We start from the raw sequence: 25,168 nt of genomic DNA, 5'->3' as shown, positions 1-25,168 counted from the left end.
CGGTCCCTTCCCGAACCCGGAAGTTAAGTGCCTCCGCGCCAATGGTACTCGGGCTCAAGCCCCGGGAGAGTAGGTCACCGCCAAACCTAATAAATACTCAATTCTCTCTAAACAGATAATCCCCATATTCCTGTATGGCAGACAAAGATATTGTCTGCCCATCCGTCGCGGTTTTCGAACGACACGGTCCCGGCGCGCACTTTCGTTTGCAGGTCTTGACAGATGCTACGCGATCATCATCTTCATTGTTGCCCAGCCAATTGTTGATCGAATGCAGCTTGATCCCGCACAACCGTAGGCGAGCTCCTGAACCGCCCGCTAACCGAGGACTGGCTCACCGCCCTATATTTCTAGCAACGCCAAGGCGGGCGGATCGTCTGCGTGGCAGCCAATAATCGACGTTGTTGCCAACACAGAGGTGCGGCGTCAAATCATTGGCTTGGGTGTCGGCCCATCAGAAGCCGAAACCTTCCGGATGGACTTCATGAGCGGCTTGAATGCCTGAGGCCTCGACGTCATGAAACTGGTGATCAGTGACGCCCATAGCCAAGAAAGCCGCCTGAGCATGAACTCAGGCCATCTGGGAAATCACACCATCTTGGCGGACGCTACAAATCAAACTTCTGAAGCAAGCTTTACTGCTTGTATTGGTATCGAAGATCGAAATTTTGGTGGAGCCTAGGGGAGTCGAACCCCTGACCTCTTGCATGCCATGCAAGCGCTCTCCCAACTGAGCTAAGGCCCCTGACCGGTCAGCTATCACTCGGATCGCTGCAGTGAGCGGACGTTTATGAGAGCAGCCGGGTGAGTGCAAGTCCAAAATTGCGTGACATGCCGTTTTTCTTGATGACGGAGAAATAGCGATGCTGGGCACAAAAAAGGGCGGGTCTAGCCCGCCCTTCTAGTGCTAGAATGCCGCCATTCATTCGTCGTCCGAAGACATATCCTTGATGTCGTCCAGCGAAACGCTGTCCTCGTCATCATCGTCCTCGAGGATGTCATCATCCAGATCCATGTCGACCGAATCGTCATCGCTGTCATCCAGCACGATTTCATCGTCATCCGTGGTCTGGCGGGCTTTGCGAGTGGCGGAGTCTTCGGCATCGGCCGCGATCATGCGACCCTTGCCGAGGTCGAGTTCAACGACCTCGCCCGTATACGGGCTAACGATCGGATTCTTGTTCAGGTCATAAAACCGTTTGCCGGTAGTCGGGCAAACGCGCTTTACACCCCATTCTTCCTTGGGCATGTGAAATCCCCTTGATATCTGATGAGTCGCTTCGAAGATTCTGGCCTCGTGCCACATGAGGTGCAGCCTGTCAAAGCCTTTACGTCGAGGGGAGCGTACATATGGGAAAGCACCACCTTCCGGGTACACCTCCGGTGCAGCTGACGCTGCGCCGTTCGGCACGGGCACGACGGATAAGCCTGCGTGTGTCGCAGTTGGATGGACGGGTAACCCTGACTTTGCCGGTGGGAGTTTCCGAGAGTGAGGCCATGGATTTCGCCGAGAGCAAATCGGAATGGATCCGTGGGCATCTGGCCAGACACACACCTCGTCGGCAGACAGGGTATGGGGATTTAATACCGATCGAAGGGGTGCCGACACCTCTCCTTCCAGCGTCCGGCAGCCGTATCTTGTGGCAGGCGAAAGAGCTCCGGGTGCCAGAGGCTGCCATGGGTGCGGGTCTGCATCGTTTCCTGCGCGAGTTGGCGCGCGACCGGCTGGCAGCGGCCTGCGATTTCTATGCAGCCGAACTGGGCCGGCCCTATGCCCGGATCAGCCTGCGCGATACCCGCTCGCGCTGGGGGTCCTGCACCGCCGAGGGGGCGCTGATGTTCTCGTGGCGACTGATCCTGACGCCACCCGCGGTGCTGCGCTACGTGGCTGCGCATGAGGTAGCGCATCTTGCTGAAATGAATCACTCACAACGTTTCTGGGCCGAGGTGACACGCATTCATGGCCCCTATTTGGAGCAGCGCCAGTGGCTGCGTGACAATGGTGCCCAACTGCACAGCTACCTGTTCTAAGTCTGTTGGTCCGAACCGGGCGACTTGCTAAGGTGACCTTAGGGAATGACAGGTCGGGGTGCCATGACCGAACAGGAAAAGCGACGGCTGGCAGCCATCATGATGCTGGATGTTGTCGGCTTTACCCGCCTGATGGGCGAGGACGAGACGGGCACTCTTGCGTTCGTCCTTGATGCGCGCCGTACCTATGTCGAACCGGCGCTGGCACGCCATGACGGGCGATTGGTCAAATTGATGGGTGACGGTGCGCTGGCGGAATTCGCCAGTGTTACCAGCGCGCTTGATTGTGCCTGCGAGATTCAGGCCGCGATGCGGACCCATCCGCTGAAACTCAGGATCGGCATCAACCTAGGAGAGGTGATTGTCGATGAGGATGATATCTATGGCGACGGCGTAAACGTCGCCTCGCGGATTGAGGCCCTGGCCCAACCGGGAGGCATCGCGGTTTCCCGAAACGTGTATGACCAGGCCCGGAAACGAGCCGATCTTCACTTCGTTGATGGCGGCAAGCATATGGTCAAGAACGTGACCGAGCCGGTCGCTGTGTTTCATCTGTCGGCAGAAGGCACCGGCGCCGATGCAGCCCGCGCGCCAGATCCATTCAAGCGCCGTCGCACGCCTGCTCTTGCACTGGTCCTCCTTGTCATCGCCGCCGTCAGCCTGGGCTATGTCGTGCTGGGTCGCAACGCTGGCAACGAAACGGCCAAGGTTGCCCCGATAGCGGTACCGCCCATTCAGGATCGGCCCTCGCTCGTTGTACTGCCTTTCGCCAACCTGTCGGGCGATCCCGATCAGGCCTATTTCAGCGACGGTATGACCGACAACCTGATCAACGATCTCAGCCAGGTCGGCGGTCTGCTGGTCATTGCCCGCAACACCAGCTTTTCCTTTCGCGACCGGCAAGAGGCGATGGACGCCCAGACCGTCCACAAGGTTCTGGGCGTGCGGTATGTGGTCGAAGGCAGCGTGCAGCGGGCCGGCGATCACGTCCGCATCAATGCAAATCTGGTCGATGGCACGACCGGGTTCCAATTGTGGGCCGGACGGCTGGACCGCGAGTTCAGCGATCTCTTCGCATTACAGGATCAGGTCGCCTCGCAGATCATCGACGCGCTCAAGATCGAATTGACACAGGATCAGCGGCGGCGGTTGTCAAAGCGCCATACCGACAATCTGGAGGCATATGACCTGTTCCTGCGCGCATGGGAGGAGATCTGGCGGTTCAACGATGAATCGCGCAAGGCGGCCCAGGCCTACTTGTGGTCCACGCTGGACTTGGACCCGGATTTCGCGCTGGCAAAGGCCATCCTTGCAACGACCTATACCAATCGCACCGGCGTCTCGCTGACCGCTAGCGCCGAATCGCTGGAAACCGCGTACCGGCTCGCTCGTCAGGCGGTGGCGATCGACCCCGAATTGCCCGCCGTCCATGCCTCGCTGGGACTGGTTCACATGTTTCGCCGGGAATACGACAAAGCCGATGCCTCTTTCGCACAAGCGGTCAAGCTTGACCCGAACTATGCCGATGGTTTCGGAATGCAGGCCTGGAACTGGCATTACGCTGGTGAGCCGGAGCGCGCCCTGGCCGGGTTTGAGCACGCCATGCGCCTGAACCCGCGGGCGCCGTTTCCCTATCTGAATGCAATCGCCGAGGTGCATTTCAGCCTTGGCAACCTGGAAGCGGCGCTGGAGTGGAGTACCGAAGCGCTGGAAAGAAACCCCGAAGCACTGCGCCAACGTCTGCTGCAAGGCGCGATCCTGACCGAGATGGACCAGACCGAGGATGCCGAATGGGAAGTGGTCGAGGCACTTGCGCTTCAACCCGGCATCACGATTGCCAACCTGCCCGATATCTATCCCTATCGCGAAGGTAGCACGCTTGCGCGCCTGGAGCAGGCGTTGCGCGCGGCCGGCCTGCCGGAATGATCCGGTCGGCTTGACGCTGCTCGCAGATGTGATCACAAGGAAACATGCAGAACCCGCGCCCGACCGACCAGACAGCCGCCGCCCATGACCGGGTCTATCGCAGCCTGCGCACCCGCATCATGCATGGCGAAATGTCACCGGGTCAGGCACTGACCCTGCGCGGCATTGGCAAGGAATTCGACGTTTCGATGACCCCCGCGCGCGAGGCGATCCGTCGCCTTGTGGCCGAGGGGGCGTTGTTCCTGTCCAGTTCGGGCCGCGTGTCGACCCCCGAGTTGAGCAGCGACCGGATCGAGGAATTGGCCGCCCTGCGTGCGCTTCTCGAGGTGGAACTGGCCAGCCGCGCCCTGCCCCGCGCCCATATGGCGCTGATCGACCGGTTGCAGGCGATCAACGGCACGGTGGCCGAGATGGTCTCGAAACGCGATGCGGTGGGGTATATCCGCACCAATCTGGAATTTCACCGCACCCTTTACCTTCGGGCGCAGGCGCCGGCGATGCTGGCCATGGCGGAAACCGTCTGGCTGCAACTGGGGCCGACGATGCGCGCGCTCTATGGCCGACTACGCCGCACCGATCCGCCGCAATATCACAAGCTGATCATCGCCGCGCTCAAGGCAGGCGATGAACCCGGATTGCGGCTGGCGGTGCGTTCCGACGTGACCCAGGGCCTGCGGCTGTTGGTGACGTGATCGCGTTGCATGGTTGCGCGCCGCTTTGCCTTGGTCTTAAGCTGAGACCGGATTTCAACGGGGAGTGACATGATGAACAGGTTTTCGCGGCGCGGAGCGCTGGGGCTGATCGGTGGCGCGGCCACCTTGCCGATGCTGGGAACACCGGCCCTGGCAAATACCAAGATGACGGTCGGCGCGTTGCGCTTCACCAGCCACGCGGCGTCATTCGTCGCTTTTGAACGCGGCTATTTCACTGACGAGGGGCTGGACGTCGAATTCAAGTTTTTCGAGGCGGCCCAACCGATGGCGGTGGCAATCGCCAGCGGTGACGCCGATTATGCGGTCACCGCGATCACCGGCGGCCTGATCAGCCTGGCCGAAAAAGGCGCTGCCAAGGTGATCGGCGGCGCGCTGAGCGAGGAAAAGGGCATTGACGGCCAGATGATCCTGGCCTCGAACGCGGCTTATGACGCAGGGCTGACCAGCGCCGCCGCGCTGGATGGGCGCAGCTTTGCGGTGACGCAGCCGGGCTCGTCCTTCCACTATATGGGCGCCAAGATCGCGGCGGCCGAGGGCGCCTCGGTCAAGTTCACGCCGCTGCAAAAGGTGGGTGCGATCATCGGCGCGATGAAATCGGGACAGGTCGACGCCTGGACCATCGTGCCCCATATCGGCAAGGCGCTGTCGGGCGGTGGTGCGGTCAAGCACATCGGCATGGTTGCGGATTATCTGCCCGACTATCAGGTCACCACCGTGTTTACCTCGGCCAGCAATGCATCCGGCGAACGGGCGCAGACCGAGGCGTTCCTGCGCGCCTTCTCGCGCGGGGCGGCGGATTTCAACGCGGCCCTGGTGGACAAGACCGCCGGGGACGAGGCCGGGGTCGAAATGGTCAAGCTGGTGCACAAATATGTCTATGCAGACCAACCCTTCGAGAAGGCCGAGAAATCCATCCGCAACGGCGCGATGCGCCTGAACAAGGATGCGGGACTGAACATGGGTTCGGTCGAGGATCAGCTGGGCTGGTTCAAGTCCGAAGGTCTGGTCAAGGACAGCATCACCACCGAGGTGCTGGTCGACGGATCTTATGCACCGATGATCTGACGGCACATGGAGCTCGCGGTTCGCGGTCTGACCCATTGCTATGGCGACATGGTGGTGCTGGACGATGTCTCGCTGCATATCCCGGCAGGCGAGATCCTGTGCGTGGTCGGTCCGTCGGGCTGCGGCAAGTCCACGCTGCTCAGGATGCTGGGCGGGCTGGAACAACCCGATTGGGGCGAGGTGCTGCAAGGCGGCACCCCGCCCGAGGGCTGTCTGAACCCGCTGACCTATGTGTTTCAGGATTTCGCCCTGCTGCCCTGGCGCAGCGTGGCGGGCAATATCTCGCTGGTGCTCGAAGATCACCGCCTGCCGGGTGACCGGGTGCGCGCGATCATCGAGGATGTGCTGGCGCGCACCCGGCTGTCGGATTTCCACGATGCCCTGCCCCGACAACTGTCGGGGGGCATGAAACAGCGGGTCGCCATTGCCAGGGCGCTGGCGGTGAACCCGGCGGTGATGCTGCTGGACGAGCCGCTCTCGGCGCTGGACGCGCAGACGCGCGAGCTGTTGATGGAGGATCTGGTGGCTCTGTGGGAGCGGCAGCCCTTTACCGGCGTCTATGTCACCCACAACCTGGCCGAGGCGGTGCGCCTGGGTCACCGCATCGCGGTGCTGTCGCGTCGCCCTGGCCGCGTGCGCGAGGTGATCGAGGTGCCGGGGACGCTGTCGGAACGGCATGCAGGGGACGCGGGGCTGGAGGCGATCCAGGCCCATCTCTGGGCACTGATGCGGGACGAGGCGGTGGCCGCCGATCTGGAGTTGCTGGATGCCTGAGATCCGGGTTCCCTTTCGTGGCGGCGGTTTCCGTCCCGAGGCGCGGCGCGGCACCGGCATCGCGGTGTTCGTGCTGCTGCTGTTCCTGATCGAATGGGGCACGCGGACGGGCTGGATCTCCAACCTGACCCTGCCGCGCCCTTCGGACGTGGCCGCGACGCTGAGTGATCTGGCCCGGTCCGGCGCGCTCTGGACTCATCTGTTACCCTCGCTCAGCCGGTTGGCGGTGGGCTCGGTGCTGGGCATCAGCGCGGGTGTTGGTGTGGGCGTGCTGATCGGGCTCTTTTCCTATATCCGGGCAGGGCTGGTGCCGCTGGTGGCGGCGATCTTCCCGATCCCGAAAATTGCCCTGCTGCCGCTGTTCGTGATCTGGTTCGGCATCGACGAAGGGTCGAAATACGCGCTCATCGCGCTGGGGACCTTCACGCCCACGGTGGTGGCCACCTATGGCGCGGTCGACAATGTCGACCGGGGACTCATTCGCATGGGTCAGAGCTTTGGCCTGGGCTGGTGGTCGATCGTGCGCAAGATCGTGCTGCCCGGCGCGCTGCCCGGCATCCTTTCGGGGCTGCGGGTGTCGCTGGCCATCGGCATCATCCTGCTGGTCGCGGCCGAGATGCTGGGCGCCGAACACGGGATCGGCGCCTATATCCTGCAAGCGGGCGCGCTCTATGATCTTGAGCGGCTTTTTGCCGGTGTGGTCATTCTGTCCTGCCTCGGCGTGCTGACCAGCTGGGCCATCGGCAAAATCGAGAAACGCTTGCTGGTCTGGCGCAGCTGATCGCGGTATCCTGCGGCAAAACAAACGAGCAGGATTCACCATGATTGATCGTCGGCTTTTTACTTTCGGCTTGGGGGCGCTGACGCTTTCGGCCTGTGGCGGGGCCACGACCGCGCCCACCGCTGCACCGGCAGAAGCCTGGCCCACCGTGTCCAACGCGGGCTGGACTGCCTGGGTTACCGCCTTCAAGGGGCGGGCTTCGGCGCAGGGCATTTCCGCCTCAACCCTCGACAGCGCGTTTCGTGGCGCGGGTTATATCCCCAAGGTGATCGAACGGGACCGCAACCAGACCGAGTTCAAACGCTCGCTGGAGGATTATCTGGCCATCGCCGCTTCGGACGAGCGGATCGCGACCGGCAAGCAGATGCTGGCCCGGCACGGCGCGCTCTTGAACCGGATCGAGCAACATTACGGGGTCGACAAAGCGGTCGTGACCGCAATCTGGGGGCTGGAAAGCCGCTATGGAACCCGGCGCGGTGATGTGCCGATCGTGTCGGCCCTGTCGACGCTGGCCTATGACGGCCGGCGTGGCGCGTTCTTCGAAAAACAGCTGATCGCGGCGCTGAAGATCCTGCAAAACGGCGATACGTCACCCCGAAACATGACCGGAAGCTGGGCGGGTGCGATGGGCCATACCCAATTCATCCCGACCTCGTACCTGGCCTATGCGGTGGATTTCACCGGCGACGGGCGGCGCGATATCTGGTCCGAGGATCCGACCGATGCGCTGGCCTCGACCGCCGCCTATCTGGCCAATGCGGGCTGGGTGCGCGGCCAGCCCTGGGGTGGCGAAGTGGGATCCGCCGCCGCCAATTCGGGCACGCCGCTGGCCGTGCTGCAACCGCAGGTGCCGGGACCCAAGATCGCGGTGTTCAAGAATTTCAACGTGATCAAGCGCTACAACAACTCCGACAGCTACGCCATCGGCGTGGGACACCTGTCGGACCGCCTCAAGGGCGGCGGGCCGTTCAAGGCATCGTTCGGGCCGGACGAGACCGGTTTGACGCTGGAAGAGCGCAAGGAGTTGCAGACCCGCCTGAGCGCGGCCGGCTATGATACCGGCGGTGCAGACGGGGTGATCGGTTCGAAAAGCACCGCTGCGATCAGCGACTATCAGCGCGCGCGTGGGCTGGCAGTGACCGGCACGCCCTCGGTCGAGCTGTTGCGGATGCTGCGCCAGGGTTGAGCGGGGCGGGGGCGCTGCCCCCGTCGCCCGATGGGCGACTCCCCCGGAGTATTTCAGGCGAAATGAAGGGGCGCGCGGCGCCCTTTCTCAGGCGGCCAGCCCTTTGGATCCGATATCGAGGAATTTCTTGCGACGATCCTTGATCAGCGCCTCGGCGGATTTGCCCTCAAGCTCCTTTAGCATGGCGGCGATGGCGGTGCGTACCGCCTCCATCGTGGCAGCCTTGTCGCGATGGGCACCACCGCGCGGCTCGGGGATCACGCGGTCGACCACGCCCAGTTTCAGCAGGTCCTGCGCAGTCAGGCGCAGCGCCTCGGCGGCCTCGCGCATCTTTTCGGCATTCTTCCACAGGATCGAGGCGCAGCCCTCGGGCGAGATCACCGAATAGATCGAATGTTCCAGCATCGCCACCCGGTTGGCAGTGGCAAAGGCGACGGCGCCGCCCGAGCCGCCTTCGCCGATGATGACCGAGACCAGCGGCACACCGGCACGCAGGCACATCTCGGTCGAACGGGCGATGGCCTCGGACTGGCCGCGCTCTTCGGCGCCCTTGCCGGGATAGGCGCCCGCGGTATCGACCAGGGTCACCACCGGCAGACCGAACCGGCCGGCCATCTCGATCAGGCGCACCGCCTTGCGATATCCTTCGGGCCGGGCCATGCCGAAGTTGTGGGCGATGCGGGACTTGGTGTCGGACCCCTTCTCGTGGCCGATCACCATGACCGGGCGGTCATTGAACCGTGCCAGCCCGCCCATTACCGCCAGATCGTCGGCAAAGTTCCGGTCGCCGGCCAGCGGCGTGTATTCGGTGAACAGCGCATCGACATAGTCGCGGCAATGCGGGCGTTCGGGGTGCCGGGCCACCTGGCATTTCCGCCAGGGGGTCAGATCGCGATAAAGCTCGTCCAGAAGCTTGGCCGCTTTGGCATCGAGCGCCGCAGCCTCTTCTGCCACGTCCATCTCTTCGTTGGCGCGGGCCAGAGCGCGCAGTTCCTCGGCCTTGCCTTCGATTTCGGCCAGCGGTTTCTCGAAATCCAGATACTGGGTCATGGTGCCCTCACGTCGCGGAGTTTCACGCTATATGACCTCAGGTCGCGCAGGATGCAACTCGGCAAGATTTGTGGGACGCTTCGATGGCAGTCTGCCGGGGCAGAGGAAACAGGCATCAGGCAATGACAGATTACGAAGGGCGCATCCTGCGGGTGCTGAACTACATCCATGACAATCCGGGCGGCGACCTGTCGCTGGACCAGTTGGCGGATGTGGCGGCAATGTCGCGGTTTCACTGGCACCGGGTGTTCCGGGCGCTGACGGGCGAGACCTGTGCCCAGACGGTGCGGCGGATGCGGTTGCACCGGGCAGCTACCGCACTGGTGCAGACCCGGACGCGGGTGGACGAGATCGCCGCTTCGGTCGGTTATCCCAACCCGGTCTCCTTCGCGCGCGCCTTTGCCGAGGCCTATGGGCAAAGCCCGTCGGCCTTTCGCCGGGCCAATCGGCTGTTGCCGCCTCTGCCCCCCTTCAAGACAGGAGACTATCCGATGCTTCCCGTGGAAATCCGCGATGAACCTGCCCGGCGTCTGGCTGGGATCGCCCACAAAGGGGCCTATGCCACCATTGGCCGCAGCTTCGAGAGTTTTTCGGCCCTGTGCCAGTCCCGCAACCTGTGGCCGCAGATCGCGGACTCGGTTGCGGTCTATCTCGACAGCCCCGACTGCGTCCCCGAGGCGGAACTGCGGTCCTTTGCAGGCGGAACATGGCGCGGCGATGATATCCCGCAAGGGATGGAAGAACACCACCTGCCCGGCGGCAGGACGGCGGTCATGACCTACAAGGGTCCCTATTCCGGGCTTGCCGCCGCCTATCATTCTCTGTTCGGCACATGGTTGCCCGGTTCGGGCGAGGAGCCGGCGGATTGCCCTTGTTTCGAGATTTACCTCAACGACCCGCGCGCGGTTCCACCCGAAGAACTGCTGACCGAAATCTGTCTGCCCTTGAAATGAGGCCTTGGTCGTGACCAATGAAAACCTGGATGTCTCAATCGACCATCTCGAGGGCTTCGATCTGCGCGCCTTTCGCCATATCGGACCCTATGCGCAGAAGGCCGCGGGATTTGCGCAACTCCTCTCCTGCCTGCCGCCCGATTGGCGGACACTCGGCTGGGGGCCGGTGGTCGGGCTCTACCTGTCTGATCCGGCCCGAACCCCACCATCCCATCAGGTCTATCTTGCCGGATGCGCGGTGCCACATGACACAGGAGAGATCGCCGGGCTGGAACAGTGGCGCCAGAGGCCCTGTCATTGTGCCATACATCGCCACGAGGGACCCTATGATCAGATTCCGGACAAGTTCCGTAGCCTCTACGAGCGCGAGTTGCGGCGCCTGCGGGTCTGGCCCGATCTTGCGCCGCCTTTCGAGATCTATCACGACGATCCTGAACACACGGCGCCCGAGGCGCTGCGCACCGATCTGTGCATTCCCCTGCGACCCTAGCCGGGCCAGAGCACCGGGTAGAGCGACAAAACAAGCAACCCGGCCATGGTCCAGTTGAATACCGTCAGGCGGCGTGGATTGGTCAGCAACTGCGCCATCTGCTGACCCAGCACGGTCCAGGTGCTGACCGAAGGCAGGTTGACCGCCCCGAAAATCGCGGCAACCACCAGCACCGCCATCAGCGTCTGTCCCGGCGCATAGGCCGAGATCGCGGTCAGCGCCATCGCCCAGGCCTTGGGGTTGACCCATTGAAAGGCCGCAGCCTGAAGAAAGGTCATCGGGCGGCCCGCCTCGGCCCCCCGCTTGGCCGGGGCGGCATTGGCGATCTTCCAGGCAAGATAGAGCAGATAGACGACCGAAGCGTATTTCAGCAGCGTATAGCTGGGCGGCCAGGCGTCAAAGACCTGCACCAGTCCAACGCCAACCATCACCACCATGAAGGTAAAGCCCAGCCCGATCCCCAGCATATGCGGGACCGAGCGGCGAAAACCGAAATTGGCCCCCGATGCCATCAGCATCAGGTTGTTCGGCCCCGGCGTGATCGACGAGACAAAGGCAAAGAGCAGAAGAGCGATGAGCAGATCGTATGTCATGCGCAAACTCTTGCGCGGCTCAGGGCAAATGAAATTGCGTTCTTGCGATCGTTCGCTGTAAATTCGCAATCAATGACGAAGATCGACGAAATCAACCGCAAGATATTGCAGGAATTGTCCCGCGACGGTCGGATCAGCAATCTCGACCTTGCGGCGCGGGTGGGATTGTCGCCCTCGGCCTGTTTGCGCCGGGTGCAGGAGCTGGAACGGGCGGGCGTTATCGCCGGCTACCGTGCGGTGTTGAACCCGGCGGCGCTGGGCATCGGATTTGTCGCCTATATGGGTGTCGGCCTGGGCGAGCATACCAAGGCCGCGCAAGAGCGGTTCGAACGCGCCGTGGCGCGCGCACCCGAAGTGGTCGAATGCCACAACATCACCGGCACCATCGAATACCTGCTGCGGGTCGAATGCGCCGATCTGCCCAGCTACAAGACATTTCACACCGATGTTCTGGGCACCCTTCCGCATGTGAATTCGATCACGACCTATGTCGTTATGGGTTCTCCCAAGGACCTGCGCGCCTGAGGTGCGGGGAAAAAGTGATCGTATCGGCCCTTGCCGCACGAAAATTTGATGCCTAGGCTGATCACGAATGCGTTGCCCAACTCCGGCGCCAAGACCGGTCGCGGCGCAGAAAACCGGGAGTGTAACATATGAAAGCGATCTGGATCGGCGCGCTTGCAGGGCTTGCCATGATCTGTGCAGGAGCGTTGTCGGCAGGACCGGCCAAACTGCAACCGGCCAATCCGCAGCCCGGCGGGCTGAAGCGTGGCCTGTCTGTCAGCTATGGATATGCCAGGGAGGGCGAGCACATCCGCCAACTGGCCGAGGCGCGTAGCGTGCTCAAGGCGGGCGCTCAGCGCGGCAAGGCACTGCGTGGGCTCGATTATCGTGACACCGCCAAGGGCGAGAACACGTTAACCTCGAAGCGGGCGGAAAACGTGGCCGCCGCGATCAGGGGTTATATTCGTTTCGATTCTCCGGGTGTTTACGAGATCGACTTTTTTACCAATGACGGGATCGACGCACGTATCGGCGGCCAGAGGGTTGGCCATTTCGACGGACGCCAGACATGCGACAGCACCATCGTGTCCGAGGTCGAGGTGCCGCAGGCCGGCTGGTACAAGGTCGATATCACTTATTTCAACCGCCTCAACACCTCGTGCCTGATGATGCGCTGGGGGCAAAAGGGCAAAGGCATGAAATGGGTCCCGAACGACGTGTTCGGGTATTGAGCCTGCTCTTCAGAACGATATGAACAACGGGGCCGAGCGGCCCCGTTTTCATGTTCCGGCCCGCTTGAGCGCGGCGCGCAGCGCCAGTTCCGGCGAGGCCAGCACCGGCACATCCGACCGCACCCGCGCCTGTGCCCCGGCCATCGAGGCCTGGGCCAGCACCACGGCGCTCAGGTTCGGCTGAGCGGCCAGCGCGCTTTCGACCCGCCGCGCGATTTCGTCAGCAAAGGTATCTCCGTCGCCTTCGGTGAAGAGCGGCCAGAGGTCGGACAGATCCAGATGAGCGATCCGCACCGGAGTGCCTTCGGCGGCAAACGCCGCCTCCAGCAGCGCGGTCGAGGGCGCCTTGGTACTCTCAAGGCAGCAGACCAGCAGGACCGGCCCACCGCTTCGCGCTGCGGCTTGCATCATAGGCGCGTCAATGCGCAAGGCCCCAGCTCGCTCTGCCACACTGCCGATGGTTGTACAGGTGCAGAGCGCCACCGGCGCCTCGGCCAGAGCGGCGGTGATCTCGGCCGCAAGAACGGCGTCGATCCCGTTTTGCGCGCGCGCCAGCCAGTCGGGACGCACCACATGGGTCAGTCGCGCCCCCGGCGCGATCCGCGCGGCCAGCGCATCGAAGGTGGCGCGATGCACCTCGGCGGTATGAAACAGGGTCAGGTCAGCCATATAGTCCTCTCCGACTGACAAAGGGCGCCCGATGGACGCCCTTTGCAACATGTATCGTCGAGCGTCAGCCGTTTGCGGCGATCAGTTCCGCCTGGGCCACGATGACCTCGGCCTGCTTGATCGAGGCGATATCGACCAGACGGCCCTTGTAGACGGTGGCACCTTCGCCCTTGGCCTTGGCCTGCTCCATCGCGGCCAGGATCTCGCGGGCCTCGGTCACTGCCTCGTCCGAAGGGGTAAAGACCTGGTTGGCCAGCGCGATCTGCTTGGGATGGATGGCCCATTTGCCGACCATGCCCAGCGTCGCCGACCGCTTGGCCTGCGCGATATAGCCCTCGTCATCGCTGAAATCGCCGAACGGTCCGTCCACCGGCAGTACGCCATGGGTACGGCAGGCGGCGACAATGGCGGCCTGGGCCCAGTGCCAGGGGTCGGACCAATGCTTGGTCCCTTCGCGCAGCATGTAATAGTTCTCTTGCGTGCCGCCGATACCGGTGGTCTGCATGCCCATCGAGGCGGCGAAATCCGCCGCACCCAGGCTCATCGCCTGCAAGCGGGGGCTGCTGGCCGCGATCTCTTCGACATGGGCGATGCCGGCGGCGGATTCGATGATCACCTCGAAGCTGATCGGCTTGGTCCGGCCCTTGGCACGCTCGATGGCGGTCACGAGCGCATCGACAGCATAGACATCAGCCGCACAGCCGACCTTGGGGATCATGATCTGGTCGAGCCGGTCACCTGCCTGTTCCAGCACATCCACCACGTCGCGATACCAATAGGGCGTGTCCAGACCGTTGATCCGCACGGACATATACTTGTTGCCCCAGTCGATCGTGTTCAGCGCCTCGATCACATTCGCCCGCGCGCTGTCCTTGTCGCTGGGCGCCACCGAATCCTCGAGGTCGAGGTTGATGACATCCGCTGCCGAGGCCGCCATTTTCACAAACAGCTTGGTGTTCGACCCGGGCCCGAACAACTGGCAACGATTGGGGCGCGCAGGCGCGGCGGGCTGAATGCGGAAACTCATGGGCAGACCTTTCGCCAGGTAAGGAAATTGCGATTTTTCTGCCCTGTTGGGTATTAAATTACACCTCCGCGTGCAAGGCTCTTTCTGCACATGCAGCATTGACCGATCGGCGAGTTGTCGCGCAACGCTGCAGCGCCCTGTTGACAAGAACGCATTCGGCAATAACGGTCGCTCAACTTTCGGAGTTTCTTCCATGAACAAACCCACTGCCCTGCCAGCGAACCAACGGCTTCGCATCAATCTGCTGCGCCTGGCTTTCTTTGCGATGCTCCCCTTGCTGGTGTTCTCCAAATCCGCCTGGCTCCACCCTGAATGGCTGTTTGATCTGTTCGAGGTTACCGGTGTCTTTCTGGTCATCGCTGCGGTTCTGGGCCGGTTCTGGTCGATTCTATACATCGGGGGACGCAAGAACTCAGAGGTCATGCAGGATGGTCCCTACAGCATGTGCCGCCATCCACTCTATTTCTTTTCCTGCATGGGTGCGGTCGGCTTTGGCCTGATGCTGGGCAGCGTTGTGCTGACTGCGGTTCTCGGAGCCGCGACTTTCTCCATTCTCTCGGCGACCGCGGCGCGTGAAGAAGCGTTTCTGCGGACCGAATTCGGAAAGAGATACGACGACTACGCCGCACGAACACCCCGGATCCTGCCACGCCCCTCGCTGTTTCACACGCGCTCCGAGATCACCTTCAACGTCGAAACATTGCGACGGAACTTCTTTGATGCTCTGGTATTTCTCAGCTTCATTCCCTTGGCAGAACTGCTGGAGGGATTGAAAGAAGGTGCACTCGTTCCGACCTTCCTGATCTACTGACGATCAGAGGTTTTCGCAAAAATCTTGCACGCATGTTTACCTGCTTAGAAGAACTTTCGAAAAATTTTGGGGTGTGGTGCAGAATTCGGTGATTTTTCGAACGACTTTCAACTAGCCTTCGCCGGTATTCAACTGGAGACCTGCGATGATCGAGACACCGTATCTGCTGTTTTTGGGCGATGCCCCCGACCAACTCGCTGCCAAGGTCGCGGTAGGGATCAAGGATTGGCGCCCCGAGAACGCCGTCGGCCAATACCGCATGGACGGGTGCAAGGCCGATCTGGGGCTGACCGACATGGATCTGGCCCAGGCCCGCGAGGCTGGCGCCAAGACACTGGTGATCGGCGTCGCCAACCGCGGCGGCGTGATCAGCCAGGACTGGAAAAAGGTGCTGGTGATGGCACTGGAAGAGGGATTCGATCTGGCTTCGGGCCTGCACAACCTGCTGCGCGACGAACCCGATCTGGTTGCCGTCGCCGAAGCTTGCGGGCGCAAGCTGCATGATGTGCGTATCCCCTCGGTGAAATACCCGATCGCCAATGGCGTCAAGCGCAAGGGCAAGCGTTGCCTGGCCGTGGGCACCGACTGTTCGGTGGGCAAGATGTACACCGCGCTGGCCATGGATGCCGAGATGCGCGAGCGGGGCATGAAATCGACCTTTCGCGCCACCGGCCAGACAGGCATCCTGATCACCGGCGACGGTGTGCCGCTGGACGCGGTGATCGCCGATTTCATGGCCGGCTCGGTGGAATGGCTGACACCTGACAATGACGAGGACCACTGGGACCTGATCGAGGGTCAAGGCAGCCTGTTCCACGTCTCCTATTCCGGGGTGACGATGGCGCTGATCCATGGCGGCCAGCCCGATGCGCTGATCCTGTGTCACGAACCGACCCGCGAGCATATGCGCGGACTGCCGGGGTACCAGTTGCCGACGCTGGAGGCGGTGCGCGATATGGCGCTGTCGCTGGCCAAGGTCGCCAATCCCGCATGCCAGGTGGTCGGCGTTTCGATCAACACCCAGCACATGAGCGAAGACGACGCCCGCGCCCATCTGGCCAGCGTCGAGGCCGAGATGGGCCTGCCCGCCACCGATCCGTTCCGTTTTGGCCCGGGTAAATTGGTGGATGCCCTGGCTGCGATGTGATCTAACGCCCCGGCGGAGGCACGAGAGATTTTTCGACGAAAAATCTCGCCTCCGGCGGGAGTATTTGAGGCAAAGTGAAAGGAACGGGCAGCATGAAGATCGAGGTAACGCGCGACGTTTTCCGTTTGGCGCAGGTGTTCACGATCTCACGCGGCTCGCGGACGGAAGCCAAGGTTCTTACGGTGCGGGTCTCCGACGGTGTGCATCAGGGCTGGGGCGAATGCGTTCCCTACGCCCGCTACGATGAAACGCTCGAGTCGGTCGAAACCGAGATCGTAGGCTTGCCGGGCGAGATCACCCGCACTGCCCTGATGGACCTGCTGCCTGCGGGAGCCGCGCGCAACGCGGTCGATTGCGCCCTCTGGGATCTCGAGGCCAAGCGCGCTGGCAAGCGGGTGTGGGAACTGGCTGGGCTGCCCGAACCAAGGCCCGAGATCACGGCCTATACCCTGTCGCTCGACACCCCCGAGGCGATGCAGGCGCAGGCCGCGAAGAACGCGCATCGCCCCTTGCTAAAGATCAAGCTGGGGACTCCCGATGACATGCAGCGCCTCGAGGCGGTGCGCGCCGGGGCACCTGGCGCGAAAATCATTGTCGACGCAAACGAGGGTTGGTCTGCTGAGGTCTATGCCGACCTCGCACCGCACCTGGTACGCCTGGGGGTGGCATTGGTCGAGCAGCCCCTGCCCGCAGGTCAGGACGACGCCCTGATCGGCATGGAGCGCCCGGTGCCTGTCTGTGCCGACGAAAGCTGTCATGACCGGAGCAGCCTTCCCAAGCTGAAGGGCAAGTATGACGTGGTCAACATCAAGCTCGACAAGACCGGCGGGCTGACCGAGGCGCTGGAGCTGCGCCGTGCAGCCCTCGCCGAAGGCTATGACATCATGGTGGGCTGCATGGTTGGCTCGTCGCTGGCAATGGCGCCGGCGACGCTGGTGGCGCAGGGCGCGCTGGTCACTGACCTCGACGGACCCCTTCTGCTGGCCGAGGATCGCGAGACACCCCTCGTGTTCGATGCCGCCGGCGTGCATCCACCCAGCGCCTCCCTCTGGGGCTGAGCGTCGGAGGTCGCGGGCGGTGACTGCGTGGGTCTTCTTGACGGGCGCGTGCCTTGTCTGTCTGGCTGCCCTGATGCTCTGGCGCTGGCGCGACCTGCGCGCCGACCTGACAGAGGCACGGCGGCTTGCCAGATTTCAGCCTGTCGAACCGGATCGTTTCGACCCTCGGATGGTGGCTGATCTTCCCGACCCTGCACGCCGATTTTTCCTCTGGGCCATCACGCCGGGCACCAAGCTGTTCACTGTCGCCGCATTGGAGATGCAGGGCAAGTTCGGCATGGGCGACAAGGAACACCCGGGCTACATGCGGATGAGGGCCCGGCAGACCCTTGCCAGCCCGCATGGCTTTATCTGGTCAATGCGGGCCGGGCGGGGACTGCGTAAGCTGTCAGGGTCGGATTCCGGCAGATGGACCCGGTTCTGGCTGTCCGGGCTGGTGCCGGTCGCCCGCTATGGGGGGACATCCGACCATCGCCGCTCGGCCTTTGGCCGCTATGCTGCCGAAGCGGTTATGTGGACTCCGGCGGCGGTCCTGCCGCGTCAAGGCGTTACCTGGGAATCTGTCGACGCGCAGACAGCGCGGGTGACAATCACGCGGGACGGCCTGGAACAGGCGGTCGAGTTGACGGTGGCTGACTCGGGCGCGCCGGTCCGGATCGCCTTTTCCCGCTGGAGCAATGCCAACCCCGAAAAGGCATGGAGGCTGCAGCCTTTCGGCGCCGTGTTATCCGATGGCCGTGTGTTCTCTGGGTTCCGCGTGCCGACCCATGTCGAGGCGGGTAATCACTTCGGGACCGATGCCTATTTCCCGTTTTTCATAGTCGATGTCACCGGTCTGCGGTTTCCGCCGCCCGCTCGAACTTGACGCTGCCCGCCAATCGCCGCAAGAGACTGCATGTCCCAGAGGAGCCACACATGACCCGTACCGTTTACGTTAATGGCGAATACCTTCCCGAGACCGAAGCCAAGGTTTCCATCTTTGATCGCGGATTCCTGATGGCGGATGCCGTCTATGAGGTGACCAGCGTGCTGGATGGCAAGCTGATTGATTTCGACGGGCATGCGGTTCGTCTCAAGCGCTCGCTGGACGAGCTGGAGATGGCCGAGCCCTGCTCGCGCGAGGAGCTTCTGGAAATCCACCGCAAGCTGGTCGATCTGAACGGCATCGTCGAGGGATTGGTCTATCTTCAGGTCTCGCGCGGTTCGGACGGGGATCGCGACTTTGTTTTCCCGGCGGCAGGCACGCCGCCTTCGCTGGTTCTGTTTACCCAGTCCAAGCCTGGCCTGGCCGACAGTCCGGCGGCCAGAAAAGGGGCCAAGATCATCTCGATCGAGGATATTCGCTGGGGCCGCCGCGACATCAAGACAGTGCAGCTGCTCTATCCCTCGATGGGCAAGATGATGGCCAAGAAGGCCGGATGCGACGATGCTTGGATGATCGAGGATGGATATGTGACTGAGGGCACCTCTAACAACGCCTATTTCGTCAAGAACGGCAAGATCGTCACCCGGCCTTTGTCCAATGACATCCTGCATGGCATCACCCGCAAGGCGGTGCTGCGACTGGCGCAAGAGGCACAGATGGAGATCGAGGAACGGCTTTTTACCATCGACGAGGCAAAGACCGCGGACGAGGCTTTTACCACCTCGGCCAGCGCCTTTGTGATGCCGGTGGTCGAGATCGACGGCGCCACATTGGGTGACGGAACGCCCGGACCGATCGCCCGCCGCCTGCGCGAGATCTACATTGATGAAGCACGAAAGACCGCGATCTGAAAGGGTTCCGGCCTGAAGCCTGCCAAAGCCACCCTGTCGGGTGGCTTTTTGCATATGCCGGGGTGACCCGCCAGCCCACAGCGTCACCACTTGCGGTTCTGCGACCGCTGGGCAAGGTTGATCGGACAGCCGTTTGTCGCGAAGACGGAGGCAACCGGGAAAGGGCCGAAATGAGCGAGTTCCAACCACGTTTTGGCGGATTTGAACAAAAGGTGCGCGACAGCTTTGCGCGTCAACCGGTGATGGCGACACTGGGCGCCCGCATCGACGCTCTGTCTGCGGGCCGGATCGAGTTGAGCATGCCCTATGATCCGGCTTTTGCCCAACAGCACGGATTTCTGCACGCGGGTATCGTGTCGACGGTGCTGGACAGCGCCTGCGGCTATGCGGCATTTTCCCTGATGGAGAAAGAAGCGGCCGTTCTGACGGTGGAGTTCAAGGCCAACTTTCTGAATCCGGCCCAGGGCCAAAGGTTTGCGTTCCGGGCCGAGGTGGTAAAACCCGGCCGCACCCTGACCGTGGCCACCGCCACAGCCTATGCGAAGCAGGATGGTCAGGAGCGGGCGATCGCCACCATGACCGCAACCCTGATGGCCTTGGTCGGACGCAGCGGCGTCACCGGATGACGCGCGCGTTTCAGCCCCGGTCGGTCACGTTTTCCTTGAACGCCACCTCGAAAGCGGCCTGTTTATCGGCATTCGCCTCGGTCTGATACTTGGCTTTCCATTCGGCCATCGTCATGCCGTAATAGATCTCGCGAGCCTCGTCCTTGCCCATCTCGATCCCCTGTTCGTTGGCCGCCTCCTGGTACCAGCGCGCCAGACAGTTGCGGCAGAACCCGGCCATGTTCATCAGGTCGATATTCTGAACATCGGTCCGGTCCTGCATCAGGTGTTTTTGCAGACGGCGAAAGGCGGCAGCCTGGATTTCGATTTCGGTTTGCTTGTCCATGTCGTGGCTCCAGAGGTTGAGGGCGACGGCGCGCGTTTCAATGTCTCGACAAATCTGAGGGTAGCGCCGTTTTCCGTCTCGGAAAACGGCCCGGAAAACGTATCGTTTTCCGGCCCCCGCACAAGGTCAGAGGCCACTATCGACCAGCGCGCCCTGCAAGATCGGCACCAGTCGTTCGGCCCAGGCATGTTGCCCGGCATGATCCCCGATCAGGTCGTTACGCAGTTCGATCAGTGCGTTGGGTCGACCAAAAGCTGTACAGTGGGTGTCGATGGCATCACCCGGCAGCACACCTGTATAGGGCTGGTTCACACCGATGCAGAGGTCCCGTTCCGCTTGCAGGCGCGCAATCAGGGGATCGGAGAAACGCCGATCCGCTGTATGCAGCACACCAACATGCCAGGGCCGCGGCTCCCGGCCGCGCAGTTGACGGGTAAACGAATGCATCGACACCAGCACCACACCGGGCGGTGATGCCAACTGTGCCAGCGCGTTGTGATAGGGCCGATAGCACATGTTCAGCCGGCGTTCGCGTTCGGCGGCATCCGCGTGGCGGTTGCCGGGAATGATCGAGCCGTCATAGAGCTTCATCAGCAGCGTCGGATCGTCCTCGCCCCGGTTCGGGTCAATCACCAGCCGCGAGAAATTCGCGGCGATCACAGGTGCCTCGAGCATCTCGCCCAGCAGGCGCGACACTTCGTAGGCACCCACGTCATAGGCGATATGGCGCTCCATGTCCTCGCGCGCCAAACCCAGGTCGCCACCGCAGATATCGGGCGGCACCGTGTTGGTCGCATGGTCGCAGGTGATCAGCCAGCGCGAACGCCGATCCTCGCCGTGGATAAAAAACGGGGTGTATGTCATGGGCCTGTCATCTAGTTTGCCGCAGGTGTAGGACAGTTGCCGACAAAAGGGAATTGCGCCATAACGAGCGCGATGGATGTTTGCGGTAACAATGCTTGAGCAAGGGAGCGGTCGGTCATGCGTCGCCTGAGAAAAGTGAAAATCGTGGCAACGCTGGGACCGGCGTCGGAAACCTATGAGACGATCCGCGCGCTGCACGAGGCCGGGGCCGACGTGTTCCGCCTGAACATGAGCCACGGCACCCATGACGAGATCCGCGCCAAGCACCAGATCATCCGGCAGGTGGAGAAGGATCTGGACAGCCCGATCGCCATTCTTGCCGATCTTCAGGGCCCCAAGTTGCGGGTTGGCACCTTTGCCAACGACGCCGAGGACCTGGCTGAGGGCGCGGCGTTCCGGCTTGATCTGGACCCCGCGCCAGGCGATGCCAAACGTGTCTGCCTGCCGCATCCCGAGATTTTCCAGGCGCTGGAACCCGGCGCGCATCTGCTGGTCAACGATGGCAAGATCCGGCTGAAAGTGACCGATTGCGGCCCCGACTTCGCCGATTGCACCGTAATAACCGGCGGCACCATCTCGAACCGCAAGGGGGTCAACGTGCCCGACGTCGTGCTGCCCTTGGCGGCACTGTCGGAGAAGGATCGCGGCGACCTTGAATTTGCGTGCCAGCTGGGTGTTGACTGGCTGGCGCTCAGCTTTGTCCAACGCGCACGCGATGTGTTCGAGGCGCGCAGTCTGGCCGATGGACGCGCCGCGATCCTGTCGAAGATCGAAAAACCCGCTGCGGTCGAGGAATTCGATGCCATTTTGGATGCCTCAGACGGGATCATGGTGGCGCGCGGCGATCTCGGCGTGGAACTGCCGGTTGCTGCGGTGCCTCCGATTCAGAAGCGGCTGGTGCGTAGATGCCGCGCCGCCGCCAAGCCGGTGATCGTGGCCACCCAGATGCTGGAAAGCATGATCGAAAGCCCGATGCCAACCCGGGCCGAGGTGTCGGACGTGGCCACCGCCATTTACGAGGGCACAGACGCCATCATGCTCAGCGCCGAGTCCGCGGCCGGTCAGTATCCGATCGAGGCGGTCCGTACGATGGACAATGTCGCCATCGAGGTCGAGGCAGACCCCACCTATACTCAGATCATCGCCGCATCGCGGACTGCCAAGGGCACCACTATCGCCGACGGGATTGTTGCCGCAGCGCGCGAAATCGCGGAGAAGACGGATATCAAGGCGATTTGCTGCTTTACCCAGTCCGGCACCACTGCGCTGCTGACTGCGCGCGAGCGCCCCGGTGTGCCGATCATCGCGATGACCTCGCTGCTGGACACCGCGCGACGGCTCTGTCTCAGCTGGGGTTGCCATTGCGTGATTACGCCAGAGCTGGAGCGGTTCAAGGGCGCGGTGGTCAATGCCGCGCGTGTCGCGCGGGCGGCTGGCTTTGCTACTGAGACGGACCAGATTGTGATCACCGCTGGTGTGCCTTTCAACGTGCCGGGTACCACCAATATCCTGCGGGTCGCGCCTTGTGACGAGCGTTTGATATACAATACCGACCCTGGCTAAGCTGCACCGCGAAAGAAGGGACCAGACATGGACGCAGATCTGATCCTGGTGGTGAGTATGGTCATCGCCGCTTTGTCGATCCCGGCGATGGTGTCGGCCTACAGCGAAGTCCGCCGCCCATTTGCTGCCATTTTCACGCTCGTGATCGCCGCGGGGATGATGCTTTATGCCGCGTGGCTTAAACCCGGCGGCTATGTGCTGGCGGAAATACCTGATGTGTTCTTTTCCGTTTTTGCCCGTTTCATCCCTTGAAAACACTGAATTACTGCTTGCCTCGGACGCGCTTTCTGCGTAAACGGCGCCTCTATTCGCGCGACCGGCCGGTGTGGCATGCCGAGTCGCGCGCAAACCGAACCCAAAAAGGAGACGGAAATGCCCAAGATGAAGACCAAATCGAGCGCCAAGAAGCGCTTCAAGGTGACCGCAACGGGTAAGGTCAAGGCAGGTCAGGCCGGCAAACGCCACGGCATGATCAAGCGCACGACCAAGTTCATCCGCGACGCCCGTGGCACCACCACCCTGTCCGCCCCCGACGCCAAGATCGTCAAGGGCTACATGCCCTACGACCGCTAAGAGGAGATTTGAGAGATGTCCCGCGTTAAAGGTGGAACCGTAACCCACGCCCGTCACAAGAAAGTCCTCAAGGCCGCCAAAGGGTACTATGGCCGCCGCAAGAGCTCGTTCAAGGTGGCAACCCAGGCCGTCGACAAGGCCAACCAGTATGCAACCCGTGACCGCAAGGCCCGCAAGCGGAACTTCCGCGCGCTGTGGATCCAGCGGATCAACGCCGCCGTGCGCAGCCACGACGAGGCGCTGACCTATTCGCGCTTCATCAACGGCCTGAACCTGGCTGGCATCGAAGTGGACCGCAAGGTCCTGGCCGACCTGGCCGTGCACGAGCCCGAAGCCTTTGGCGCCATCGTCGCCAAGGCCCAGGCCGCGCTGGCCGCCTGATACCTCGCATCAGACGAGAGACAGTGATGGAAAGGCCGCCCCTTGGGGCGGTCTTTTCGTTCTACGGCAAAGACCAGCATGGACCTTCGGCATCTTCCCCGTTGGTCGGGCGCCCTGATTTGGACACTGGATCACAAGCCTCGTCGTTCCGAAGCGATCAATCTGTCGCCAGGATATCTCGGGCCACCGCCCTCCCCGACAAAACGGCGCCATGTGCCGTGCCGAAATAGCGGGCTGAAGTCGCCTCGCCCGCGAACCAGATTTTTCCGTCCCAATCCGGTCCCGCCAGTTCCGCGCGCGTGGAGGGGCGCGTACCTACGGCATTATAGCTGTAGCTGCCGAACGTGTGCCTGTCCTGCCCCCACCTTGTGGCCTGGGCCGCGCGCGGTGCCGGAAAACCCGACCCGAACATCGAGCGGAGCGCCTCCCGAGCGGCCGCGACGGTATCGCGGTCGCTCAGGCTTTCCACTTCGGCCGCCGCATCGGCAGCATTGAAACCCACCAGGACAGGTGCCCTTAGTGTCCGGGCAAGCGATACCCATTCGCCCCAAAGGCCGGGCCTGGGGCCAAGCCAGCTGATCCAGTCGACATCGTCTGGCCAATGGATGCCATCGAAGCGCAGCCAGCATTTGTTCAAAAGACCCATCCGCAGGCTGCGGGACGCAGCAACGCGATCCTGCGCCAGTGGTTCGGCAAACCGGATACGCCCGGATTGCAGCACGCCCAGCGGCAGCGTGCAAACGATCACATCGGCGTCGATCCGGCCGCCATCCGCAAGGCGCACGTGTCCCGGAGCGATCCCGGTCACCTCGGCGGAAAGTCGAATATCGAGACCCCGCGCCAGATAAGCAGCAATCTGGTCGAACCCGCCCGGAAACAGCGCATCCTGTCCCCCGAATTCGGCATCCTCTTGGCCATACCAGGCTGAAAGCTGCCTGGCGGGGGCGCCATATTCCTGCTCAAGCGTGCTATTGACGAGGTAGAGTACAAGCCTGCGCAACCCCGCATCCGCGTCTCGCCAGCCCGAGGAAGCCTCCAGCGCGTCCAGGACAGACATGTCACGCGACTTCCGATCGGCCTCTGCCAGCGCCCCGCGCAGAATGCGTTCGGCACCACGCAAGTCCGGGTCGATATCGCGCCCGTTTGCATCCTTCAGGATGGCGGCATCGTAGCGGGTTGCCACGACCCGTGCCCCCGCCTCGCGCGCCAGGGCGGTCAGAGGATTGCCGCGCTGGCCGTGAATCCAGCTTGCCCCAAGGTCCATCGGCAAATCCGGCCAGACGCGAGAGGTGTGAATGCGACCGCCGATGCGCGATCGCGCCTCGACAACAGTGACGTTCCGCCCGGCATCGCGCAGGACGCGGGCCGCCGACAAGCCCGCCAGCCCGGCGCCGACAACCAGAATGCGACCCTGCGGTTGACCAAGCACACCCCGTGCCCCAAGGCCGAGCGCCCCCAATCCTCCGATGGCTGCGAGAACCTGACGTCTGGTCGATGCGGTCGTCATGGAGAGGCTGCCCATTTGTCACATTCACAGGCACGGGCAGATCC

The 25,168-nt window shown here is 62.6% G+C and carries 30 protein-coding genes, 1 tRNA gene, 1 rRNA gene and 1 pseudogene; 24 read left to right on the top strand and 9 right to left on the bottom strand.

The window, feature by feature from the left end; all coding sequences use genetic code 11:
• The 3 genes and pseudogenes from rrf to AC2FNY_RS16875 all read left to right on the top strand — a co-directional run.
• Positions 1-86 (top strand): 5S ribosomal RNA (gene rrf, locus AC2FNY_RS16885); the annotation flags it as partial.
• Positions 87-294: 208 nt separating this feature from the next.
• A pseudogene (locus tag AC2FNY_RS16880) lies at positions 295-502 on the top strand (IS256 family transposase); the annotation flags it as partial.
• Positions 503-517: 15 nt separating this feature from the next.
• Positions 518-682, top strand: a complete 165-nt coding sequence (locus AC2FNY_RS16875) for a hypothetical protein (RefSeq protein ID WP_496803143.1) — start codon at positions 518-520, stop codon at positions 680-682.
• Here AC2FNY_RS16875 and AC2FNY_RS16870 read toward each other — a convergent pair.
• Both AC2FNY_RS16870 and AC2FNY_RS16865 read right to left on the bottom strand, forming a co-directional pair.
• Positions 670-745: transfer RNA gene (locus AC2FNY_RS16870), tRNA-Ala, on the bottom strand. The two genes, AC2FNY_RS16875 and AC2FNY_RS16870, sit on opposite strands and share 13 nt — an antisense overlap.
• A gap of 177 nt (positions 746-922) precedes the next feature.
• A complete protein-coding gene (locus AC2FNY_RS16865; RefSeq protein ID WP_234138735.1) occupies positions 923-1,249 on the bottom strand; it encodes a TIGR02300 family protein in 327 nt (108 codons plus the stop codon).
• Positions 1,250-1,350: 101 nt separating this feature from the next.
• Here AC2FNY_RS16865 and AC2FNY_RS16860 point away from each other — a divergent pair, with 101 nt between their 5' ends.
• The 7 genes from AC2FNY_RS16860 (at position 1,351) to AC2FNY_RS16830 (ending at position 8,476) form a co-directional block, all read left to right on the top strand.
• The gene (locus tag AC2FNY_RS16860; protein WP_234163725.1) at positions 1,351-2,031 is read left to right on the top strand and encodes a M48 family metallopeptidase; all 681 of its coding nucleotides are present in this window, start codon (positions 1,351-1,353) and stop codon (positions 2,029-2,031) included.
• 63 nt (positions 2,032-2,094) lie between these two features.
• Positions 2,095-3,957, top strand: coding sequence for an adenylate/guanylate cyclase domain-containing protein (locus AC2FNY_RS16855; RefSeq protein ID WP_496803142.1), 1,863 nt, complete (start codon positions 2,095-2,097; stop codon positions 3,955-3,957).
• A 44-nt stretch (positions 3,958-4,001) separates the two neighbouring features.
• Positions 4,002-4,649 (top strand): GntR family transcriptional regulator, encoded by a 648-nt coding sequence (locus AC2FNY_RS16850; RefSeq protein WP_234138738.1) that lies wholly within the window; start codon positions 4,002-4,004, stop codon positions 4,647-4,649.
• A 72-nt stretch (positions 4,650-4,721) separates the two neighbouring features.
• A complete protein-coding gene (locus AC2FNY_RS16845) occupies positions 4,722-5,735 on the top strand; it encodes an ABC transporter substrate-binding protein (protein ID WP_234144664.1) in 1,014 nt (337 codons plus the stop codon).
• A 6-nt stretch (positions 5,736-5,741) separates the two neighbouring features.
• Positions 5,742-6,509 carry an ABC transporter ATP-binding protein gene (locus AC2FNY_RS16840; protein WP_234138739.1) on the top strand — a complete coding sequence of 256 codons (768 nt, stop codon included), beginning with the start codon at positions 5,742-5,744 and terminating at the stop codon, positions 6,507-6,509.
• The gene (locus AC2FNY_RS16835) at positions 6,502-7,290 is read left to right on the top strand and encodes an ABC transporter permease (protein WP_496803141.1); all 789 of its coding nucleotides are present in this window, start codon (positions 6,502-6,504) and stop codon (positions 7,288-7,290) included. Before AC2FNY_RS16840 ends, AC2FNY_RS16835 begins: the two co-directional genes overlap by 8 nt.
• A 40-nt stretch (positions 7,291-7,330) precedes the next feature.
• Entirely contained in the window at positions 7,331-8,476 is a 1,146-nt protein-coding gene (locus AC2FNY_RS16830) for a lytic murein transglycosylase (RefSeq protein ID WP_496803140.1), read from the top strand.
• Positions 8,477-8,563: 87 nt separating this feature from the next.
• On the opposite strand, the gene AC2FNY_RS16825 is transcribed toward AC2FNY_RS16830, so the two are convergent.
• A complete protein-coding gene (locus AC2FNY_RS16825) occupies positions 8,564-9,526 on the bottom strand; it encodes an acetyl-CoA carboxylase carboxyltransferase subunit alpha (RefSeq protein ID WP_234138742.1) in 963 nt (320 codons plus the stop codon).
• A 122-nt stretch (positions 9,527-9,648) separates the two neighbouring features.
• Here AC2FNY_RS16825 and AC2FNY_RS16820 point away from each other — a divergent pair, with 122 nt between their 5' ends.
• The gene (locus tag AC2FNY_RS16820; protein WP_234163723.1) at positions 9,649-10,479 is read left to right on the top strand and encodes an AraC family transcriptional regulator; all 831 of its coding nucleotides are present in this window, start codon (positions 9,649-9,651) and stop codon (positions 10,477-10,479) included.
• A gap of 10 nt (positions 10,480-10,489) precedes the next feature.
• On the top strand, positions 10,490-10,969 hold the full coding sequence (locus AC2FNY_RS16815) for an AraC family transcriptional regulator (protein WP_496803139.1): 480 nt from the start codon (positions 10,490-10,492) through the stop codon (positions 10,967-10,969).
• Here AC2FNY_RS16815 and AC2FNY_RS16810 read toward each other — a convergent pair.
• Positions 10,966-11,562, bottom strand: a complete 597-nt coding sequence (locus AC2FNY_RS16810; protein WP_496803138.1) for a LysE family translocator — start codon at positions 11,560-11,562, stop codon at positions 10,966-10,968. The two genes, AC2FNY_RS16815 and AC2FNY_RS16810, sit on opposite strands and share 4 nt — an antisense overlap.
• Before the next feature lie 72 nt (positions 11,563-11,634).
• Between AC2FNY_RS16810 and AC2FNY_RS16805 the strand changes: the two genes are divergently transcribed.
• Positions 11,635-12,087: an Lrp/AsnC family transcriptional regulator gene (locus tag AC2FNY_RS16805; RefSeq protein ID WP_234167704.1), complete on the top strand. Its 453-nt coding sequence runs from the start codon at positions 11,635-11,637 to the stop codon at positions 12,085-12,087.
• Between the two features lie 128 nt (positions 12,088-12,215).
• Positions 12,216-12,797: a PA14 domain-containing protein gene (locus AC2FNY_RS16800; protein WP_234138747.1), complete on the top strand. Its 582-nt coding sequence runs from the start codon at positions 12,216-12,218 to the stop codon at positions 12,795-12,797.
• Between the two features lie 48 nt (positions 12,798-12,845).
• Here AC2FNY_RS16800 and AC2FNY_RS16795 read toward each other — a convergent pair whose 3' ends face one another.
• Complete coding sequence (locus AC2FNY_RS16795; RefSeq protein ID WP_496803137.1) at positions 12,846-13,466, bottom strand: hypothetical protein; 621 nt, start codon at positions 13,464-13,466, stop codon at positions 12,846-12,848.
• A gap of 64 nt (positions 13,467-13,530) precedes the next feature.
• Positions 13,531-14,493, bottom strand: coding sequence for an L-malyl-CoA/beta-methylmalyl-CoA lyase (locus tag AC2FNY_RS16790; RefSeq protein WP_234144559.1), 963 nt, complete (start codon positions 14,491-14,493; stop codon positions 13,531-13,533).
• A gap of 193 nt (positions 14,494-14,686) precedes the next feature.
• Between AC2FNY_RS16790 and AC2FNY_RS16785 the strand changes: the two genes are divergently transcribed.
• The 6 genes from AC2FNY_RS16785 to AC2FNY_RS16760 all read left to right on the top strand — a co-directional run bounded on the left by AC2FNY_RS16785 (position 14,687) and on the right by AC2FNY_RS16760 (position 19,911).
• Entirely contained in the window at positions 14,687-15,304 is a 618-nt protein-coding gene (locus tag AC2FNY_RS16785; RefSeq protein ID WP_234170736.1) for a methyltransferase family protein, read from the top strand.
• Between the two features lie 145 nt (positions 15,305-15,449).
• Positions 15,450-16,451, top strand: coding sequence for an N-acetyltransferase DgcN (gene dgcN, locus AC2FNY_RS16780; protein ID WP_496803136.1), 1,002 nt, complete (start codon positions 15,450-15,452; stop codon positions 16,449-16,451).
• 92 nt (positions 16,452-16,543) lie between these two features.
• A complete protein-coding gene (gene dgcA, locus AC2FNY_RS16775; protein ID WP_234163719.1) occupies positions 16,544-17,509 on the top strand; it encodes an N-acetyl-D-Glu racemase DgcA in 966 nt (321 codons plus the stop codon).
• A gap of 73 nt (positions 17,510-17,582) precedes the next feature.
• Positions 17,583-18,374 carry a DUF6544 family protein gene (locus AC2FNY_RS16770; RefSeq protein ID WP_496803135.1) on the top strand — a complete coding sequence of 264 codons (792 nt, stop codon included), beginning with the start codon at positions 17,583-17,585 and terminating at the stop codon, positions 18,372-18,374.
• Between the two features lie 50 nt (positions 18,375-18,424).
• Positions 18,425-19,285, top strand: coding sequence for a D-amino-acid transaminase (locus AC2FNY_RS16765; RefSeq protein WP_496803134.1), 861 nt, complete (start codon positions 18,425-18,427; stop codon positions 19,283-19,285).
• Positions 19,286-19,455: 170 nt separating this feature from the next.
• Positions 19,456-19,911, top strand: coding sequence for a PaaI family thioesterase (locus AC2FNY_RS16760; RefSeq protein WP_234138755.1), 456 nt, complete (start codon positions 19,456-19,458; stop codon positions 19,909-19,911).
• Positions 19,912-19,921: 10 nt separating this feature from the next.
• Here the strand turns inward: AC2FNY_RS16760 and AC2FNY_RS16755 are convergent, their stop codons facing one another.
• Both AC2FNY_RS16755 and AC2FNY_RS16750 read right to left on the bottom strand, forming a co-directional pair.
• Positions 19,922-20,236: a DUF1244 domain-containing protein gene (locus AC2FNY_RS16755; protein ID WP_234138756.1), complete on the bottom strand. Its 315-nt coding sequence runs from the start codon at positions 20,234-20,236 to the stop codon at positions 19,922-19,924.
• A 126-nt stretch (positions 20,237-20,362) separates the two neighbouring features.
• Positions 20,363-21,100: an N-formylglutamate amidohydrolase gene (locus AC2FNY_RS16750; protein ID WP_234167692.1), complete on the bottom strand. Its 738-nt coding sequence runs from the start codon at positions 21,098-21,100 to the stop codon at positions 20,363-20,365.
• Between the two features lie 117 nt (positions 21,101-21,217).
• On the opposite strand from AC2FNY_RS16750, the gene pyk reads away from it, so the two are divergent.
• From pyk to rplT, 4 genes are all read left to right on the top strand, one after another.
• Positions 21,218-22,663 carry a pyruvate kinase gene (pyk, locus tag AC2FNY_RS16745; protein WP_234167690.1) on the top strand — a complete coding sequence of 482 codons (1,446 nt, stop codon included), beginning with the start codon at positions 21,218-21,220 and terminating at the stop codon, positions 22,661-22,663.
• Between the two features lie 27 nt (positions 22,664-22,690).
• Positions 22,691-22,915, top strand: a complete 225-nt coding sequence (locus tag AC2FNY_RS16740; protein WP_234138759.1) for a hypothetical protein — start codon at positions 22,691-22,693, stop codon at positions 22,913-22,915.
• 120 nt (positions 22,916-23,035) lie between these two features.
• Entirely contained in the window at positions 23,036-23,236 is a 201-nt protein-coding gene (gene rpmI, locus AC2FNY_RS16735) for a 50S ribosomal protein L35 (protein ID WP_234138760.1), read from the top strand.
• A gap of 15 nt (positions 23,237-23,251) precedes the next feature.
• Positions 23,252-23,617 carry a 50S ribosomal protein L20 gene (gene rplT / locus AC2FNY_RS16730; RefSeq protein ID WP_093034506.1) on the top strand — a complete coding sequence of 122 codons (366 nt, stop codon included), beginning with the start codon at positions 23,252-23,254 and terminating at the stop codon, positions 23,615-23,617.
• 157 nt (positions 23,618-23,774) lie between these two features.
• Here the strand turns inward: rplT and AC2FNY_RS16725 are convergent, their stop codons facing one another.
• Entirely contained in the window at positions 23,775-25,124 is a 1,350-nt protein-coding gene (locus AC2FNY_RS16725; protein WP_496803133.1) for a flavin monoamine oxidase family protein, read from the bottom strand.
• Positions 25,125-25,168: the final 44 nt, after the last annotated feature.

The organism is Ruegeria sp. BHSC223, from assembly GCF_059613025.1.
The sequence above is the reverse complement of the archived record's forward strand: the minus strand, read 5'-3'. Positions and strand labels throughout refer to the sequence as shown.